Here is an 18,182-nt window from a genome sequence, read left to right on the forward strand (position 1 = left end):
GGTTCGCCCCCTGTGACCGAACTGGTCCCCATTTCGTGACGAAGTGTCTCCGAAGCCGGTTAACGTCTGTCGACAGACGCGCCGTGAGCGGGAACCCGGTACCAGGCCCGCACGTCTGAACGACGCACACGTCCCCCGGCGGCTCCCGCTCCGCCGTTCCTGTTCCCAGAGAGGGAGCCCCATGTCCCACCCCCACGACCCGAACCAGCCCTACGGTTCCGATCAGCCGTACGGCCAGCAGCCCCCGTACGACCCGAACCAGCCGTACGGTCAGCAGCCTCCGTACGACCCCAACCAGCCTCCGTACGACCCGAACCAGCCGTACGGGGCGCAGCCGCCCCCCTACGACCCGAACCAGGGTCCGTACGACCCGAACCAGCCCTACGGCGGGCAGCCGCCCTACGGGCCCCCGCCCGTGCCGCCGAAGTCCGGCATGTCGACCGGCAAGAAGGTCGGCCTCGGGTGCGGTGGCTGCCTCGGCGTCCTCCTGATCCTGCTCCTCATGGTCGGGTGCGTGGCCGCCCTGAGCGGAGGTGACGAGACGTCCTCCTCCACCGAGTCCGGCTCCTCGGACACCGAGGAGGCCGCGGTCGAGGAGACCGAGGAGGCCGAGGAGGAGCCCGCCGAGGAGGAGGCCGCCGAGGAGGTCTCCGACATCGTCCTGACCGCCTCCCACGCGGGCACGGCCGGTGACACGATCGACGACACCGTGTACACCGTCATCGACGTCACCGTCGAGAACAACAGCGACGAACCGCTTGAGGTCAACCCGATCTACTTCAACGTGATCCTGGCCGACGGGACCGTCCGGTCGGACTGGGCGGACGCGATCTTCGCGGACATCAACCCGCTCTCCGCCGTGACCCTGAGCCCCGGCCAGCGCGTCGAGGGCCAGATCGCGGTGGTCGGTGACGACGTCGACGTCGCCTCCGTCGAGATGGACGAGATGTTCGGTCTCGGGGAGACCATCACCACCGACATCTCCTGAGCACACGGAACCGGGAACGGCCCCGGTCGGCGTACGTACGCCGACCGGGGCCGTTCCACGTCCACCGTGTCGCGGGTCAGACGGCGAGGAGCCGCCGGACCCGGTCGCTCTGCTCCTCGGTGAGCTTCACCGAGGCGGCGGCCATGTTCTCCTCCAGGTGCTCGACCCGCGCGCAGCCCGGGATCGGCAGCATCACCGGGGACCGGTGCAGCAGCCAGGCGAGCGCGAGCTGGGCCGGGGTCACCCCGAGCTCGGCGGCCATCGGGGCCAGCGGGGAGTCCGGTCCGGCCAGTTCGCCGCGGGCGATCGGGGCCCAGGGCAGGAACGCGATCCCGTCCTGCTCACAGCGCTCCAGCACGTCCTCGGACCTGCGCTGGCTGAGGCTGTACTCGTTCTGCACCGAGGCGATGGGGGTCGTCTTGCGGGCGGTCCGGAGCTGCTCCCTCGTCACACCGGTCAGCCCGATGTGGTGGATCTTGCCCTCCTCGCGCAGTTCCACCAGGGCACCCAGCTGCTCGGACAGCGGCACCTCCGGGTCGATCCAGTGGAGCTGGAGCAGGTCGATGCGCTCCAGACCCAGGTTGCGCAGGCTCGTCTCCACCTGTCGCTTGAGGTGCGCGGGCCTTCCGTTGGCCTCCCACTCCCCGGGGCCGGAGTGCGTCATTCCCACCTTGGTGGTCACGAGGAGGTCCGAGGGGTAGGGGTGCAGGGCCTCGCGGATCAGCCGTTCGTTGACCTCGGGGCCGTAGGAGTCGGCGGTGTCGATGAGGGTGACGCCCAGCTCGACGGCGCGCCGCAGCACGGCCACGGCCTCGTCGCGGTCCTGGGGCTCTCCCCACGCGCCGGGACCGGTCAGCTGCATGGCGCCGAAACCGAGGCGGTGGACGGGGAGGTCTCCACCGATGGCGAAGGTCCCCGACTGGCGGGCGAGATCCGGTGTGGTGTGTACGTCGGTCACGAGAGGTTCCTTCCGGGCGGCACGGGGCCGCGTGACAGGGGCGGAGGGGGATCGGGCCACGACGTGCGAGACCAGGCTCGCTGCGGTGTTGCGGGAAGAATCCCAGCAGGTGGGGGCGGTGGCAAGGAACCTCTGAGCGCGTCGGTGAGGCGATGCGGATTCCGGGTGGGCCGGGGGTGGGAACGTCCGCCGACGGTGCTTTTGCCGGTCCGGGCACACCCGGACCGGCCGTCCGATGGGGAGTTCCGGCCGACCCCGAAAACGCGTGAGGGGCCGCCGACACGCGTCGGCGGCCCCTCACACGTGGGTCTAGTCGCGGATCTGGCCCGCGGCCTGGAGGACCACCCGCTCCAGGTCGCCGCGCTCGACGTCCTCGAAGTAGGCGATCGCGGTGACGTGGAAGTCGCCGGGCAGCTGGAGGTACAGGTGGCGGCTGGAGCCGTCCACCGTGCCGACGTACTCCAGGTCGCCGCCCAGGTCGTCGGAGTCCTCCGTGTGGTAGGTGTCCACGTCCACGTCGACGTCCACCTCCCAGTTCATCTCCGCCTCGGCGCCGGGCACCTGGACGACGTCCGGGTTGGCGCTCGGGTCGGCGCCCGAGGTGAACACGAGGGTGAACGACGGCGTCCCGGGCCCCGTGCTCCCGTCGCTGAACGTGCAGGAGAGCTGCTCGGCGTCCTCGATCCCGTCGATCTCCCCGCTCTCCTCGGTCAGCACCTGGCCCGGTGCCAGGTCCCCGATGATCTGCGCGGCGCCGGCCGCCTCACAGGACTCCGGGAGGCCGTAGGCGGACGACTCCTCCTCCGGCTGCTCCTCGGGGCTCGGACTGGCGCTCGCCTCCTCCTCGGGGGAGTCCGCGCCGCCTGACGACATGCTCAGGTCCAGGTCGAGGTCGACCACGTCGCAGCCGACGAGGACGACACCGCCGATCACGACTGCGGCGACGGCCGTGCCCAGGCACGAGAGGGGTGAGGACGGGATCAGGCGCATGGGTGGCTTTCGGTTCGGGGGTGCGCCGGGCGGAGGCGGCTCCGGCGGGGGACACACAGGGAAACCTAGCAAGTCCGGGGCTCCGGGGCGGCCCGTCGCGGGGGGTGGGGGCAGGAGGGGACGATCCGGCCTCGGTGCCCGGTTCCCGGAATGCCAGAATCAGTATCGGTAATAGTCTGAAAAGGGAGGGGCCATAGGTGCCAGTGTGATTTATGACCGGTTTCGCACCTGGTTTCCCTTTTCGGTATTGTGTGACCCCCCTCATCCCCTAGGCAATCCGGAGCACCCCCCGACATGCTCGACACGGACATTCGCCTTGAGTGGTTCGTCTCGTTCCTGGCGGTGGTCGACACCGGCAGTTTCGTCGCCGCCGCAGAGTCCACTCGCAGGTCACAGCCACGGGTCAGCCAACACGTCGCCGCGCTCGAACGGGAGATCGGCCAACCGCTCTTCGACCGGAAGAAGCGTCCGGTCCAGCTCACCGAGGCGGGCGGCGCCCTGGCCGTCCAGGCCCGCAACGTCCTGCGCGCCCTGGAACGGGCCGAGTCCGCGATGGCGCCCTGGCGGGGCGGCACGCGCGGCATCGTCTCCCTGGGCTCCTACCCCAGTGCCAGCGCGGCCTTCGTGCCCGCACTCCTCCAGTCCCTCGCGGTCAGCGACCCGGACATCAAGGTGGTGCTCACGGAACACGCCACCCTCGAACTGGACGAGGCCCTCGCGGCGGGCGGCATCGACCTCTACCTCAGACCCATGACCCCCGAGCCCGCGTCCCCCTCGGTGGTCAGCAGGCCCCTGTGGGCCGAGCCGCTGGTCGTGGTGCACGCGGAGGACCACCCGCTCTCCGACGTCCCCGACCCCGTCCCCATGGCGGTCGTGGCCGAACACCCCATCGTGGTCATAGGACGCCTCGACGCCCCCGAGACGGCGGAGTTCGAGTCCTACCGGGTCTTCCAGGAACACGGTCTGACCATCACCCCGGTCCAGGCCACCAACCAGCCGCAGACGCTCGTGTCGCTGGTCGCGCACGGGATCGGGGTCGGGGTCACCAACTGGCTGGCCGCCTGGAGCGCCGACACCAGGGGGGTCCGGGTGCGGCCCCTGGAAGGCGCCCCCAGGCGCCGTGTGGCCGTCTGCTGGGACTCCACCCGGGCTCTCACCCCGGCGGCGCGGAGAATTCTCCAGGCTGTAACCGAAGCGCCCCGACCTGCGGGAACGCTGTCGACAAGGGTACGGAACACACGACGCGGTGAGGAATAGGTCACCCCGACCGGGCAGTATTCGCTTTCCTGATAAGGGTATAAGCGAAGGGAACTTCACGGTTGGGGCGATATCCCGATACGGTCGGCAAGCGAAAGCATGAAAGTTCCGGGCGACTCCTCGTCCTCCGGAGCTTCGCACGCCCTCCAGCCCCATTCCCTCACCGCCGCGCGGGCGGGTTCCAGGTGCGTCTTCCACCAGTGGAAACGGCACGTGCAAGCGTTCGTGTGAGGGCGCACACCCCGTACCGGAAGAACCCTCATGCAGCGATTTCCGCTCACACCCCTTTCCCTTGTCTGTTCCGTCGCGCTGCTCGCCACGGCGTGCGGCGGCGGGTCCACCGTCGACGAGGATGTGGAGGGAGCCAGCGGCTCCGTCAGCGGCTCCATCAGCGCCGGATACGTGTCCGCGATCGACCAGATCGGCCTCCCGGTCGGCACCGAGATCGGCTACTTCGAGGACCACGGCCTCGACGTGACCCTGGCCGACCCGTTCCCCACGGGCGTCGACGCGATCAACGCGCTGGAGGCGGGTGAGGTCGACATCATCCAGGTCGGCGTCCCGGCCCTGGCCGCGGCGGGCGAGGGCGTGGACCTGGCCCTGGTCGGCAACTACACCGGCTCGGCCGTCCAGCGCAGCATCGACGAGACGGCCGCGATCGTCGCCGCCGAGGACTCCGGCATCGACCCGAAGGACCTCTCCACGCTGGAGGACGCCAAGATCGGCACCACCTTCGGCTCCATCAACCACCTGTACCTGCTGGGCCTCCTCAAGGACCTGCGGATCGACCCGGACGACGTCGAGATGGTCAACACCGCTCCGCCGGACATGCCGGTCGCCCTGGAGACCGGCGGCATCGACGCCGCCGTCATCTGGGACCCGTGGCCGATCACCATCACCGACCAGGTCGAGGGCTCCGAGGAGATCCTTCGCGGCGGCGGCTACATCCCCTTCATCGGGTACATCATCACCACGCCGGAGTACCTGGAGGAGAACGGCGAGATGGTGGAGGCCTTCCTCACCGCCCGCGCCGCCACCGACCAGTGGATCCGGCAGAACCCCGAGGACGCGGCCGACTCCGCCGCGCGCTGGCTGACCGGCACCGACCCCGAGGTCGCCCAGGCCGCCATGGAGTACAACGTCGCCCAGCTGGACGGCCGCTTCTCCGCCTGCAACTACCTGGCGCTGGACACCGTCGCGCTCCTGCTGGAGGAGCAGGGCCAGCTGGAGTACGAGACCGACATCAACGACCTGTTCGTCCCGGGCCCGATCCTCTCCGTCGAGGAGAACAACCCGGAGCTGTTCGACGATCTCCCCGAGGTTCCCAACACGGCCGAGATCAAGGCCGACCACACGTTCATCCGTGAGGTCGACCAGGAGGCGTGCGCCGTATGACGCACGGCCCGACGCGTGGTTCCGGACGCACCGCGCGATCCGGTACGGCCGCCCCACGCCGCGGCCGTACCGGAGACCGGGCCGCCGGTTTCCTCTGGTTCGTGCTGCCGCTGGTCGCCCTGGTGGGAGCCTGGGCGGCCGCGGTGGCCGTGACCGGAGTACCGAAACGGGTCTTCCCGCAGGTCACCGACGTGGTCGACGCCCTGTGGGCGATGGCCGTCAGCGGTGAGCTGGCCCGGCACCTGAGCGCGAGCCTGTACCGGGTCCTGGTCGGCGCGGTCATCGCGATCGTCACCGCGATCCCGTTCGGGATCGCGCTCGGTGCCAGCCGGATCCTCTCCGCCTTCTTCACCCCGCTGCTGCGCTTCTCTGTGGCGCTCGCCGGGATCGCCTGGATCCCCGTGGCGACCCTGTGGCTCGGCTACGGGGACGGCGCGGTGATCTTCATCGTGTGGAACGCGATGTTCTTCGCGCTCGCCTACAACACCATGCTGGGCGTGCGCAGCATCCCGGGCGAGCTGCTGAGGTCGGCGCGTTCGCTGGGGGCCGGGCCCTGGCGGCTGTTCTGGGAGGTCCTCCTCCCCGGCGCCCTGCCGAGCGTGGTCAGCGGACTGCGGATCGGCCTCGGCTACGGCTGGCGCGGTCTGGTGGCGGCGGAGATCATCGCGACCAGCGCGGGGCTGGGCTACGCGCTGTTCCTGGCCCAGACCTCCTTCTCCACCGACGTCATCATCGCCTCGATGGTGGTCATCGGTGTCCTGTGGCTGTTGATGGACCGCCTCCTGCTCGCCCCGCTGGAGCGGAACACCGTGGAGCGGTGGGGCATGACGGGGGGTGGTCGCTGATGCGGTCGTTGGGTGAGACTTCCGGCGGGACCGTCCGACCCGCCGGAACCGCTACGGCGGGCGACGGTTCCCCAGGGGGAGCCGCGCCCGCACGGGCGGTCCGACGCCGGGCCCCGCTGCACAGGCGGGTCTGGCTCCGGCTGACCCGGAGCCCCGCCTTCCGCACGCTGGGCCCGTTCGTGCCGGTGGTGGCCCTGTGGTGGGTCCTCGCGGAGAGCGGACTCTTCCCGCAGGCGTTCTTCGTGGGCCCCGACCGGGTGCTGCTGGAGTTCGTCGAGCTGGTCCGCAAGGGCATCCTCGTCGGCTACCTGGGCGACTCCCTGGAGCGGCTGGCGTACGGGGTCGGGTTCGGACTGCTCATCGGGCTCCCGATGGGCTTCCTCACCGCCCTGTTCTGGCGGCTGCGCAAGGCCGTGTGGCCGATCCTGCTGTTCTTCCAGGCGATCGCGGACATCGCGTGGCTGCCGATCGTCATCGTGTGGTTCGGGTTCAGCCTGACCGCCGTCACGTTCGTCATCGTCTACACGATCGTCTTCCCGCTCATGCTGAGCGTGGTCTCCGGGGTCGAGCAGGTCCCCAAGGAGCTGATCCGGGCCGCGCGCAGCCTCGGTGCCGGGAGGGTCCGGGTGTTCTTCGAGGTGATCCTGCCGGGCGCGCTGCCGTCCGTGGCCACCGGTGTGCGCACCGGCCTGGGCTACGGCTGGCGGGCGCTGGTGGCGGCGGAGATCATCGTCGGCACCAGCGGGATCGGATTCATGATGTTCGACGCCCGCCGGGTGGGCGACGTCAGTCAGGTGTTCCTCGGCATGGTCGTGCTCGGGGTGCTCTGGTACATGCTCGACGCGCTGGTGCTGGCTCCGTTCGAGCGGGCCACCGTGGAGCGGTGGGGGTTGGTGCGAAGCATGGAGGACGACAGATGACCGCGTTGGTGATCGAGCACCTGGAGAAGGTCTACACCGACACCTACACCGGGGACGAGGTCGTCGCCATCGGTGACGTCTCCTTCACGGTGGAACGGGGCGAGTTCGTGTCGGTCCTCGGCCCGAGCGGCTGCGGCAAGACCACCGTCCTCAACACCGTGGCGGGGTTCGCGAACCCCACCGCGGGGACGGTGTCGGTGGACGGCCGCGAGGTCAGCGGCCCCGGCCCCGACCGGGGCGTGGTGTTCCAGGGGCACGCCCTGTTCCCGTGGAAGACCGTGCTCGGCAACGTGGTCTTCGGGCTGCGGATGAAGGGCGTGAAACGGCGCGAACGCGAGGAGCGCGGCCGCGAGTACCTGGAACTGGTGGGGCTGGCCGGGTTCGAGAACCGCTACCCGCACGAGCTGTCCGGCGGCATGCGCCAGCGGCTGGGCGTGGCCCGCGTGCTGGCCAACGAACCCGCCGTGATGCTCATGGACGAGCCCTTCGCGAGCATCGACGCGCAGACCCGGCGCCGGCTCCAGGAGGACCTGACCCGCATCTTCGAGGAGCGCCGCCCCACGGTGTTCTTCGTGACCCACGACATCGACGAGGCGGTCTTCCTCTCCGACCGCGTGGTGGTGCTGTCCCCGCGGCCCAGCACCGTCCAGGAGATCGTCACCGTGGACCTGCCCCGCCCGCGCACCTGGAAGGCGGCGGTGGACCACCCCGGCTTCCGGGAGACCGTCGCCCGCATCAACGGGCTCCTGGCGGTCGACGCCGAGCGGGACCGTGACGGCGCCGGAACCCAGGAGAGTGACGGGAGCCCCGCCGATGTCCGCTAGGTCCCTCGGGTCGCGGGCGATCCGCAGCGCCACCCTGCGGCGGATCGCGCTGGTGCTGCTCCTCGTCCTCCTCTACCAGGGGTGGCTGGGGGTCCAGGCGGTCGGCAAGGCCGAGCCCGGCCTCGGGGAAGCCCCCGACGAGCGCGGCCGCTTCGACGTGGACGTGGTCCTCGGCTTCCAGCCGGAGCGCTACCACTTCCTCAGGCTCCAGGACCACGGACGGGTCGCCGGGACCACCGACACCACGGTCCACCTCAGAGGGGTGTCACCGGCGGGGGTCGACGCCCTCGCCCGGGAGTACTGGATCGAGTCCCTCGCCGTCCCGGATTCCGACGCCTAGAAGGAGCAGCGCATGGAGACAGCACCCGGGGACGTCCCCGAACCCAGGTCAGACGACGGGACCGTCGTGGTCGTCGGGGGCACCAGCGGCATCGGCGCGGCCGTCGCCGCCCGCTTCACCGACCGGGGCCGCCGCGTCGCCGTCTGCGGCCTGGGCGCCGACCGGGCCCCGGCCCGGCTCCGGGAACGGGCCGAGGTCACCGAGCTCGACGTCACCGGCGAGAACGCGCTGGAGGAGTACCTGGCCTCCTTCACGCGCGTGGACGCGCTGGTCAACGCGGCCGGGATCATCCGCAGGAAAGAGGAGTTCGACCCGGCGGTGTTCGCGAGGGTCGTGGAGATCAACCTGACCTGCGCCATGCGGGCATGCGTCGCCGCCCGGCCCGCCCTGGAGGCGGCCGGGGGCAGCATCGTCAACGTGGCCTCGATGCTCAGCTTCTTCGGCGGTCCCCTGGTCCCCGCCTACAGCGCCAGCAAGGGCGGAGTCACCCAGCTCACGAGGTCGCTCGCGGTCGCGTGGGCGTCCCAGGGCATCCGTGTGAACGCGGTCGCGCCCGGCTGGATCCGCACCGAGCTCACTGAGGGGGTCCGCGCCGACGAGGAGGCCGAGGCGCGCATCCTGGGCCGCACCCCGATGGCCCGCTGGGGCGACCCGGCCGAGGTCGCCGGGGCGGTCGAGTTCCTGTGCGGCCCGGACGCCGGGTTCGTCACGGGCGCGGTCCTCCCCGTCGACGGCGGCTACCTGGCCGCCTGAGCCGCCCCCAGTTCCGTCCCACCCCGTCCACCTGGAGGAACCGTGTCACCGAACCGAGCCCCCGTCATCAACCCCTCCGCCGGGATCCCCGACGAGATCGCGATCCCGGCCGTCCCCGAGGACCCGCGCGTGTGGGTGCCGCAGGCCCCCAACGTGTGGTTCCGTCCCCTGATGCTCAACACGGTCACCGGCCAGTGGTGCAACCTGCTCAAGGTCACCGCGTCCGGGATCGTCTCCCGGCACCGCCACCCCGGTGCGGTCTTCGGCTACGTCATCGAGGGCCGCTGGCACTACCACGAGCACGACTGGGTGGCCGAGGCCGGCCACTTCGTCTACGAGCCGCCGGGTGAGATCCACACCCTCGCCGTCCCCGAGGACTGCGACCACATGGTCACCTTCTTCAACATCAGCGGCGCGATGGTGTACGTGGACGAGGACGGCACCCAGACCGGGTACGAGGACGTCTTCACCAAGATCGAGATGGCCCGCGCCCACTACGCGTCGGTGGGCCTGGACGGCTACGTGGAGTCGCTCATCCGCTGACGCGGAACGGCGACCCCGAGACGACGGGGCCGGTCCCTCGGACAACCGAGGGACCGGCCCCGTTCACTCACGTGCGGGCGCTGCGGATCAGTAGTTGATCATGTGCCCGGCCAGGCCGTGCACCGCTTCCTTGACCGCCTCGCTGAGGGTCGGGTGCGCGTGGATGTTGCGCGCGACCTCGTGCACCGTCAGGTCCCACTGCTGGGCCAGGGTCAGCTCGGGCAGCAGCTCGGTGACGTCCGGGCCGACCATGTGGGCGCCCAGGAACTCGCCGTACTTCCCGTCCGAGATGATCTTCACGAAGCCCCGGGTGTCGCCCAGACCGTGCGCCTTGCCGTTGGCCATGAACGGGAACTTGGCGACCTGGACGTCGAACCCCGCCTCCCGCGCCTCCTTCTCGCTGTAGCCGAAGCTGGCGATCTGCGGCTGGCAGTAGGTGGCGCGCGGGATGAACCGGTAGTCGATCTCCTGGGTCTCGGCGTCCGCGATGGTCTCCACCGCCACGATCCCCATCGCCTCGGCCGTGTGCGCCAGCATGAGCTTGGCGGTCACGTCACCGATCGCGAAGATGTGCGGGACGTTGGTGCGGCCCCGCCCGTCGATCTCGATGGCGCGCCGGTCGGTCAGCGCCACACCGGTCTTCTCCAGGCCGTAGCCCTCGACGTTGGGCGCGAACCCGATCGCCTGGAGGAGCTTGTCCGCCTCCAGGGTCTGCTTCTGCCCGTCCGCGCCGGTGACCGTGACCTTGACGCCCTCGCCGGTGTCCTCGACCGTCTCCACCTTGGTGGAGGTCAGGACCTTCACGCCGAGCTTCTTGTAGGCGCGGGCGATCTCCTTGGAGATCTCCTCGTCCTCCATCGGCACGACCCGGTCGAGGAACTCCACGATGGTGACGTCGACGCCGTAGTTGCGCATGACGTAGGCGAACTCGACGCCGATGGCGCCCGCGCCCGCGATGATGATGCTGCCGGGGAGCTCCTCGCTGAGGATCTGCTCCTCGTAGGTGACGACCCGCTCGGACAGCGAGGTGCCCGGGATCAGCTTGGTGGAGGAGCCCGCCGCGATCACCGCGTTGTCGAAGGTGACGGTCTCGGTCGAGCCGTCCTCGCCGCGCACCTCGATCGTGTGGTCGTCGACGAAGGTGCCGCGACCGTTGAGCTCGGTGATCTTGTTCTTCTTCATCAGGAAGTGGACGCCCTTGACCCGGCCGTCCGCCACCTGGCGGCTGCGGCTGAACGCCTTGCCGTAGTCGAACTCCACGGTCCCGTTCACCTTGATGCCGAACTCGTCGGCCTCGTTGTTGAACAGGTGGGCGAGCTCCGCGTTGCGCAGCAGGGCCTTGGAGGGGATGCAGCCCACGTTCAGGCAGACGCCGCCCCAGTACTTCTCCTCGACGACGGCCGCCTTGAGGCCCAGTTGGGCCGCGCGGATCGCCGCGACGTAGCCGCCGGGCCCGGCGCCTAGGACGACCAGATCGAAGTGTTGCTGTCCCATGACGGGATCTCCTTGAGTGTGTTTGTGACGCACCCAGCGCAGCCGGCTTGCCCGGGGTGTCGGATTGCCGAACGCCAGCCTAGCCAAGGAGTCCGCCTCCGCGCGCGACCCGGTGCGACCGGGAGATGACTTTCAGGCGTCGTCGCTGCTGGGGGGTGTGGGGGTGGTGGGAACCTCCCCCACCGCTTTCTCCACGGGCCCGGCCGCGGTCCCCTCCCCGGCGGCGAGGCGGTCCGTCTCGGCGTCGTAGGCCTCGGCGGCCTCGCCGAGCGCCTGCGCCCGGCGCGCACGCTGGTCCCTGATCGCGCCGTAGGTGGGGATCGCCGCCATACCGAAGATGAGCGCGAGCGTCAGCCACAGCGCGTAGCTGTCGACGAGCAGGACCACGTCCACCCCCGCCTGTCCCGAGCCGTACCCGACGGCGGCCACGACGCCGGTGACCATCAGGGCGCCGAGGGTGTCCAGCAGCATGTAGGTGCCCAGGCGCATCCCGTTCACCCCGGCCACGACGTGGGGGATGCCCCCGGGCACACCCGGCAGGTAGCTCAGCGGGATCAGCAGTCGCATCACCCAGGGGTTCATGGTCTGGAGGCGCGCGGCGAACCGGCGGCCCCGCTCGCTCGGGACGAGGAAGGTGATCATGCCCTGTCCCCAGCGGCGGCCCACCCACCAGAACAGCCAGTCGATCTTCACCTTGCCGACCACGCCCGCGACGACCACGAGCCACAGGGGCGCCTCACCGATGCTGGCGAAGGCCGCGGCGGCGCCGACGGCCGCGTGGCTGCCGGTGGCGAAGGCGAGGGGGATGGCGTGGTCCGCGATGAAGAGCGGGCGCAGCGGCATGGTGAGGAGGAAGAACGCCGGGATACCGATGAGCATCCAGGCCAGGACCTTGTCCTGCCGCTGCATCGTGCTCGGCCAGGGCCGCTGGTTCCTCCACTGCTCCTTGGCCCTGAGCGCCTCCTCCTCGTCCCAGACCCGGCCCGCCTCCTTGAGCGCCTCCTCGCGGGTGGGCCGGGAGGAGTCACCGTCCCCGTCCGGGCGACCGCGGTCCTGAGGGGTGTCCCTCGTCGTCATCATGTCCTCCATGATTCCGTGAACCGGCGCCCGGCCCACAGTCCCAGCCGTCACCGGCCTCGTGTGAGGGGCGCGGTGCGAGGGGGATGACAGTTGTCATGTACCCGCGCGCCGAGGAGGGGTCGGGCGCGCGGACGGGGCGGGGTCAGCGCCCGGGCGGCCCCATCGGCCACTTCCAGTGCGGGGCCCAGGTGCTGCTGTCCGACACCCCGGGAGGCATCGGCGGCAGCAGCCGGGCGCCGGGCGGCCGGTCGTCGGCGGGGGGAGCGTCGGCGACGGGGGTGTCCGCCGGGGGAGGGGCGTCGAGGGGGTCGGGCTCCGGAAGGGGGTCCGACTCCGAGAGGGAGCGGGGTTCGCGCCACAGGGGTTCGTCGAGGGGCGGGCCGAGGGGGTCGTCGAGGGGGCCGTCGAGTCCCGGACCGGGGGACAGCGCGCCGGACCAGGCAGCGGGGACGGTGAAGTCGTCGAGGTCGTCCTCGTCCTCCTCCCCGGCGTCCGGAGGTCGCGAGGGAGGGTCGAACAGCGAGGCGGGGGAGTCCGGGAACACCGGGGCCGCCCCGGGGTTGATGGTGACGTCCTCGAAGGACGTCGACAGACCGCCGCCGGGGGCGTCCAGGTCCGGGTCCAGGGCGGCGAACGGCGCCGACATCGGACCGGAGTCCACCTCCGCGAAGTGCGCGGCCACGCCGAAGTGCCGGGGAGGGCGCCGGTGCGCGCCGGTGTCGTCGTTCTCGATCGGCGGGGCCTGCGGGTGGCGGACCGCCCCGGCCGGGTGCGTCCGCGCCCACCAGGCCGTCGCCTGGTCCGCGCGCAGCTCCTCCAGGACGGTGAGGGAGCCGGTGATGTGCGGATGGCGCCGCCCGGCCCGCCAGGAGTGCAGCAGCGACTGCGGTTCCAGCACGAGGACCCGCTCGCCGTCCACCACCGGGACGTCCCCGGGGCAGGCCTCGTTCCCCACCCAGGTGCCGTCCCCGCCGACCAGGTCCCATTCGCCGCGCACGACGTCGGCCAGCGGGTCCACCGGGCCGTCCAGGGAGGCCGCGACCCAGCGCGGGTCCGGGCGCGTGCCGGGCAGGCGGTGCCCCTCCTTGCCGATCAGCGCGTCGGCGAGCAGGGTGTGGAGCTGGAAGTTGTCGCTCACGCCGTCGAAGGCGACCCGGAACCCCCGCCAGGAGGCCCGGTCCAGGACGAGGAGCCGGTCCGCCTCGGACATCCGCAGGAGCTCGCCCACCTCACCGAACTCGTTCAGCCGCGTGGAGAGCGCCTGCACGATCTGGCCCAGCTCGTGCAGCGCGCCGGGGTCCGCGCGCACGGCGGCGCGCACCCCGGAGTCACCGAGCATGGCCTTGGCCGCGAGGCCGTAGCGGAGCGAGGTCCACCAGCCGACGGTGGCCAGCGGGGCGTTGTCCCCGAGGACCTGCTCGACCCGCTTCTCCTCGGCCTCGCCGACGTCGTTCGGGGCGGGCAGGGAGCCGCCGCCGGTCTTCTCCCACGCGTGGATGAAGGCCACGGCGGCCTGTCCGTAGCTGCCGAGCTGGCGCAGCACCTCCAGGCCCACCTGTCCGGCGGGCGCGCCGGACTCGACGAGGGCTCCGGCCAGGACCGAGAGGTCGGCGGCCACCCCCGCGTGCGGTTCGCAGTCCCCCAGGACCGGAGTCAGCGCCTCCAGCGCGATGGCCAGCTCCTCCCGGGACACCTGGGAGGAGAGCCGGAACACGTCGTGCACGGCTTCGGGGAAGCCGGGTGCCTGGCTGGCGGCGGTGTCGAGCACACGTTGGAACGCGGCGCGGAACTCTTCAGTCACCCCAGAATCCTGTCATACCCGCCCGTGCCCTCCGTGGTCAGGATGCACGTGCACAAAACGGGCGGATCCCGTGTGGGCGGGGAGTCAGTCGGGGTCCGTGAAGCGCAGGCGCACACCCTCCTCATCTGGGAGGAGGAAGGCGAGGAGGCGCGTGCCCTCGGCGGTGATCTCCTCGATGTCCGCCCTGTCGAGCGAGCGGAACGGAGCGACGTCCAGCGAGGGCCTGCCGCGGCTCCGGTCCACCCTCCAGGACGCGGCCACCTCGCCGTCCACCAGCACCGTCGCGGGCGGCATGCCGTTGCGCGCGGAGAGCCCGCGCAGGTGGTCGTCGGAGATCACCCGGCTCCGGTCGGCGTGCCCGCGCAGCAGGTTGTCGAAGTCGTAGAGGAAGCGCACCGGAGCCGGGACGTCCGCCGAGGGGCGCGGGGCCTCCGGCAGGTCGAACAGCTCGGTGCCCGACGGGCCCCGGAAGGACACCAGCCGCTCACGCAGGCCGTCGACGACCTCCTTCAGCCGCGTCAGCCCGGACCAGGCCTGCACGTCCCGCACGCTCGCCGGGCCGAAGGCCGCCAGGTACCTGAGTACCAGCGCCTCCCGGTCGGGGCCGGGCGCCATCGGCAGACCGGTCCAGGTGTCGGCGGGGGCGAGCACCGGCTGTCCGGAGGCGCCCCAGACGCCGCGCGGCGGGAGCTGCACCACCGGCAGCAGGCAGCGGACCACGTAGGCCAGGTCGGCTCCGTCCACCCCGTCCCAGCGGGCACCGATCTGGTCCCCCAGTTCCTTGGGTGTGAGCGGGCGCTCCTCCAGGATCTTGCGTCCCAGGGTCACCACCGCCTCCAGGTCCACCCCGGCGGTGGCCTTCCCGTGGGAGCCGTGGGACAGGTCCCGCTCCATGACCTCCTGGGTGGTCGGGCGCATCCAGGCGGCGTCCTCGGCGGTGACCAGGTGCAGGGTGGAGCGCATGAGGGACATGCGGACCAGGGCCCCGTCGGTGAGCAGGCGGCCCACCTCGTGCGGGTCGAAGTCCTCCACACGGCTCTGGAACCCCACGTACCAGGTGTGCGTGGTCTGTGCCTGGAGTCCGGCCAGGCGGGTCAGCACCTCCGTGGCCGGTCGCGCCACCCGGCCCAGCAGGAACTGGCGCTCCAGGGTGGCGCGGTTGAGCTCGCGTCGGGTGAGGGTCGTGGCCATGCTGGGTCCCTTCCGGTGTGCGGAACGTGCGGGAACCCTACCTCTCACCTCGGACGGAGCCGGGTGATCCACGCCGTACCGGGTCCGGTCCCGACCCGGGCGTGGTGACGAGCGGACCGAACTCTGACGGAACGGCCCCCCGGACGCGCCGAAGGGGGCGTCCCGGGCGGGACACCCCCTTCGGCGGTCATGCGGGTCAGTGTCGGTCGAGGAGTTGGGCGCAGCGGATCAGGCCCAGGTGCGAGTAGGCCTGGGGGTGGTTGCCCAGAGCGCGCTCGGTGACCGGGTCGAACTCCTCGGGGATCAGACCGGTGGGTCCGGCGCTGTCCACCAGGTGCTTGAACAGCTCCTCGGCCTCGGCCCGCCTGCCGGTGAGCAGGTAGGCCTCGATCAGCCAGGTCGTGCACAGGTGGAAACCGCCCTCGCCGCCGGGCAGGCCGTCGTCGCGGTGGTACCGGTACACGGTGGGCCCGGAGCGCAGCTCGGCCTCCACGGCGGTGACGGTGGCCTGGAAACGCTCGTCGGCGGGGTCGATCAGCCCGGACAGGCCGATGTGCAGGGACGCGGCGTCCAGGTCGGTGCCGTCGTAGGCGGTGGTGTAGGCCTGGGCCTGCTCGTTCCAGCCCTTCTCCAGCACCTCCTGGGCGATGTCGGTGCGCAGGTCGGGCCAGGTGGGGTCCACCGTGCGCCCGTAGGTCTGGGCCAGGGTGATGGCGCGGTCCAGGGTGAGCCAGCACATGACCTTGGAGTAGACGCGCTGGCGGGGTTCGTCGCGTTCCTCCCAGATGCCGTGGTCGGCCTCGTGCCAGCGGCGGGCCACGGCCTGGGCCATGGAGCGGACCAGGTCCCAGTCGCGGTCGGTGAGTTCCCCGCGGGCGCGGCACAGGTGGGTGATGAGTTCGACGACGGGGCCGAACACGTCGAGTTGGACCTGGTGGTCGGCGAGGTTGCCGATGCGCACGGGGCGGGATCCGGCGTAGCCGGACAGGGACTCGATGACCTCTTCGGGGCCCAGGTCGGTGCCGCGCAGCGAGTAGAGGGGGCGCAGGAGTTCGGGTGAGGGCAGGGAGTCCACGACGCGGTGGACCCAGTCCAGGAACGCCTCGGCCTCGGTGGTCGAGCCCAGCGAGACCAGGGCCTGCACGGTCAGGGCGCCATCACGCAGCCAGCAGTACCGGTAGTCCCAGTTCCGTACCCCGCCGATCTCCTCGGGCAGGGACGTGGTCGCCGCCGCCATCACCCCGCCGGTCGGGGTGCACAACCCACGCAACGTCAACGCCGAACGGGCGGCGAGGGCGTTCTCCGTGCGCGGCAGGTCCAGGTCCCGCACCCACGAGGACCAGTGGAGGGCCGCCTGTTCCTGGCGCTCCGCCTCGGTGCGCTCCTCGGCGGCCAGGGAGTCGGTGCCGCAGCGCAGTTCCAGCACCACGGGCCGCTCCGACCTCGGGTGGACGATGGCGCGGGCGACGTCGTCGGTGCCGTCGTGGTCCACGCGCCACTCCACGCCGGGGGAGCGCAGGACCATGGGGAAGTCGGCGCCCTGGACGCGCAGGCCCTCGGGTTCGACGGTGATGCGGATGGGGGCGCGGCCGAAGTCGGGGCGCGGGGCGAACTCGACGGTGGCGGGGGTGACGCCGCCGATCACGCGGACGAGGTCGGTGCGGCCCGGTTCGGTGTCGTGGGCGAGGTAGTCGGTGACCTCCAGGCGGGACCAGCGGGTGCGCACGGTCATGGTGCCCGGCAGGTAGCGCTGGCCGAGGGGGAGCCCGCCGTGGGCGGGCGAGATCGCGAAGACCCCCGCCTGACGGCCGCCCAGGACCTCCGCGAACAGGGCGTTGGAGTCCGGCTCGGGGTGGCAGAACCAGAGCAGGCGCGCGTCCGGGCCCAGCAGGGCGACGGACGCCTGGTTGGAGAGCATCGACATGCGCTCGATGGGCGTGGGGCGCTCCCCGAACACCCAGGATCGGCGCTCGGTGGCCAGGAGGGTGAGCAGGGACGCGGCGGTGGGGGTGTCCGGGACGCTGTGCGCGGCCTCGGTGGGTTCCTCACCGACCCGCACACCCGCGTCGGCCCCGGCGTGCAGGTTCACGAACACCGGCTCCTCGCCCTCGCCGCCGCCGATGTAGAGGATCGCGGTGGCCTCGACCTGTTCGCGCAGGAGTTCGAGGGCGGCGGACTTGTCGGCGGGCGGTGCGTCGGGGCCGGTGCCGGGGTGGCGGGGGTCGATGGTGAGGTCGGTGTCGAACTCGGTGCCGTAGGCGCCCACGAGGCGGACCTCGGCGGGCAGCCGGGAGAGGGCGGCCAGGTCGCGCAGGGGGCGCGCGGAGATCACCGCGCACACGGTGCCGGGCAGGTCAGCGAGGTCGCGCAGGGCGCGGACGGCCTCGGGGAGCGGGCCCCGGTGGTCGGAGTCGACCGGGGCCAGGGCGCCGTCGTAGTCGCAGGCCACGAGCAGGCGTGAGGTGCGGGCCAGCGCGGAGACGCGCTGCCGGACGTCGAGGGGCATGGTCTCCAGGATCGTGTCGGTTGGTCCCTGCGGGACCGCCGGAGTCGCTCTGACCACCTGGGTGAGCGTCACGTTGCCTCCTCCACTGGTCCATTACCGACCTGGGAAATAGGTGAGATGTAGGACTCCGCGCGCATGTTTCCGGATCACATGGGTCTCGTACGGAAAACGTAGACCCAGGGGCGTAGGGCGCGGGATGAACTTCGCGGGCCTTTGAGTAGACCTAAAGAACATTTGGCATTCAAACGGATAAAACGGTCATCCGTGCTGCTCTGTAAAAGATCAGGTGCCTCAGAA

The 18,182-nt window shown here is 71.3% G+C and carries 16 protein-coding genes; 9 read left to right on the top strand and 7 right to left on the bottom strand.

The features are described 5' to 3' along the window. Window positions 1-181 precede the first annotated feature (181 nt). On the top strand, window positions 182-988 hold the full coding sequence (locus tag AC0VYM_RS01515) for a DUF4352 domain-containing protein (RefSeq protein ID WP_475458094.1): 807 nt from the start codon (window positions 182-184) through the stop codon (window positions 986-988). Between the two features lie 76 nt (window positions 989-1,064). Here AC0VYM_RS01515 and AC0VYM_RS01520 read toward each other — a convergent pair whose 3' ends face one another. Further along, complete coding sequence (locus AC0VYM_RS01520; protein WP_475458096.1) at window positions 1,065-1,946, bottom strand: aldo/keto reductase; 882 nt, start codon at window positions 1,944-1,946, stop codon at window positions 1,065-1,067. A 309-nt stretch (window positions 1,947-2,255) separates the two neighbouring features. Continuing rightward, the gene (locus AC0VYM_RS01525; RefSeq protein ID WP_475458098.1) at window positions 2,256-2,936 is read right to left on the bottom strand and encodes a hypothetical protein; all 681 of its coding nucleotides are present in this window, start codon (window positions 2,934-2,936) and stop codon (window positions 2,256-2,258) included. Window positions 2,937-3,230: 294 nt separating this feature from the next. Here AC0VYM_RS01525 and AC0VYM_RS01530 point away from each other — a divergent pair, with 294 nt between their 5' ends. The 8 genes from AC0VYM_RS01530 (at window position 3,231) to AC0VYM_RS01565 (ending at window position 9,813) form a co-directional block, all read left to right on the top strand. Beyond that, window positions 3,231-4,193: a LysR family transcriptional regulator gene (locus AC0VYM_RS01530; protein ID WP_475458101.1), complete on the top strand. Its 963-nt coding sequence runs from the start codon at window positions 3,231-3,233 to the stop codon at window positions 4,191-4,193. Between the two features lie 261 nt (window positions 4,194-4,454). After that, complete coding sequence (locus AC0VYM_RS01535; RefSeq protein ID WP_475458103.1) at window positions 4,455-5,588, top strand: ABC transporter substrate-binding protein; 1,134 nt, start codon at window positions 4,455-4,457, stop codon at window positions 5,586-5,588. Beyond that, a complete protein-coding gene (locus AC0VYM_RS01540; RefSeq protein ID WP_475458105.1) occupies window positions 5,585-6,433 on the top strand; it encodes an ABC transporter permease in 849 nt (282 codons plus the stop codon). Before AC0VYM_RS01535 ends, AC0VYM_RS01540 begins: the two co-directional genes overlap by 4 nt. A gap of 8 nt (window positions 6,434-6,441) precedes the next feature. After that, window positions 6,442-7,353 carry an ABC transporter permease gene (locus AC0VYM_RS01545; RefSeq protein WP_475458107.1) on the top strand — a complete coding sequence of 304 codons (912 nt, stop codon included), beginning with the start codon at window positions 6,442-6,444 and terminating at the stop codon, window positions 7,351-7,353. After that, window positions 7,350-8,177 (top strand): ABC transporter ATP-binding protein, encoded by an 828-nt coding sequence (locus AC0VYM_RS01550; RefSeq protein ID WP_475458109.1) that lies wholly within the window; start codon window positions 7,350-7,352, stop codon window positions 8,175-8,177. Before AC0VYM_RS01545 ends, AC0VYM_RS01550 begins: the two co-directional genes overlap by 4 nt. Beyond that, entirely contained in the window at window positions 8,167-8,517 is a 351-nt protein-coding gene (locus AC0VYM_RS01555; RefSeq protein WP_475458111.1) for a hypothetical protein, read from the top strand. The genes AC0VYM_RS01550 and AC0VYM_RS01555 overlap by 11 nt, the downstream gene beginning before the upstream one ends. Before the next feature lie 12 nt (window positions 8,518-8,529). Next, window positions 8,530-9,270, top strand: coding sequence for an SDR family NAD(P)-dependent oxidoreductase (locus AC0VYM_RS01560; RefSeq protein ID WP_475458113.1), 741 nt, complete (start codon window positions 8,530-8,532; stop codon window positions 9,268-9,270). Between the two features lie 42 nt (window positions 9,271-9,312). Further along, on the top strand, window positions 9,313-9,813 hold the full coding sequence (locus AC0VYM_RS01565) for a 2,4'-dihydroxyacetophenone dioxygenase family protein (RefSeq protein WP_475458116.1): 501 nt from the start codon (window positions 9,313-9,315) through the stop codon (window positions 9,811-9,813). An 87-nt stretch (window positions 9,814-9,900) separates the two neighbouring features. Here AC0VYM_RS01565 and lpdA read toward each other — a convergent pair whose 3' ends face one another. From lpdA to AC0VYM_RS01590, 5 genes are all read right to left on the bottom strand, one after another. Continuing rightward, window positions 9,901-11,307, bottom strand: a complete 1,407-nt coding sequence (gene lpdA / locus AC0VYM_RS01570; protein WP_475458118.1) for a dihydrolipoyl dehydrogenase — start codon at window positions 11,305-11,307, stop codon at window positions 9,901-9,903. Between the two features lie 132 nt (window positions 11,308-11,439). Continuing rightward, a complete protein-coding gene (locus AC0VYM_RS01575) occupies window positions 11,440-12,387 on the bottom strand; it encodes a DedA family protein (RefSeq protein ID WP_475458120.1) in 948 nt (315 codons plus the stop codon). A gap of 142 nt (window positions 12,388-12,529) precedes the next feature. After that, window positions 12,530-14,188, bottom strand: a complete 1,659-nt coding sequence (locus tag AC0VYM_RS01580; RefSeq protein ID WP_475458122.1) for a hypothetical protein — start codon at window positions 14,186-14,188, stop codon at window positions 12,530-12,532. 84 nt (window positions 14,189-14,272) lie between these two features. Continuing rightward, window positions 14,273-15,379, bottom strand: coding sequence for a winged helix DNA-binding domain-containing protein (locus AC0VYM_RS01585; protein WP_475458124.1), 1,107 nt, complete (start codon window positions 15,377-15,379; stop codon window positions 14,273-14,275). 196 nt (window positions 15,380-15,575) lie between these two features. Next, complete coding sequence (locus AC0VYM_RS01590; protein WP_475458127.1) at window positions 15,576-17,957, bottom strand: trehalase-like domain-containing protein; 2,382 nt, start codon at window positions 17,955-17,957, stop codon at window positions 15,576-15,578. Window positions 17,958-18,182 lie beyond the last annotated feature (225 nt).

Source organism: Nocardiopsis sp. iso_237 (assembly GCF_056173345.1).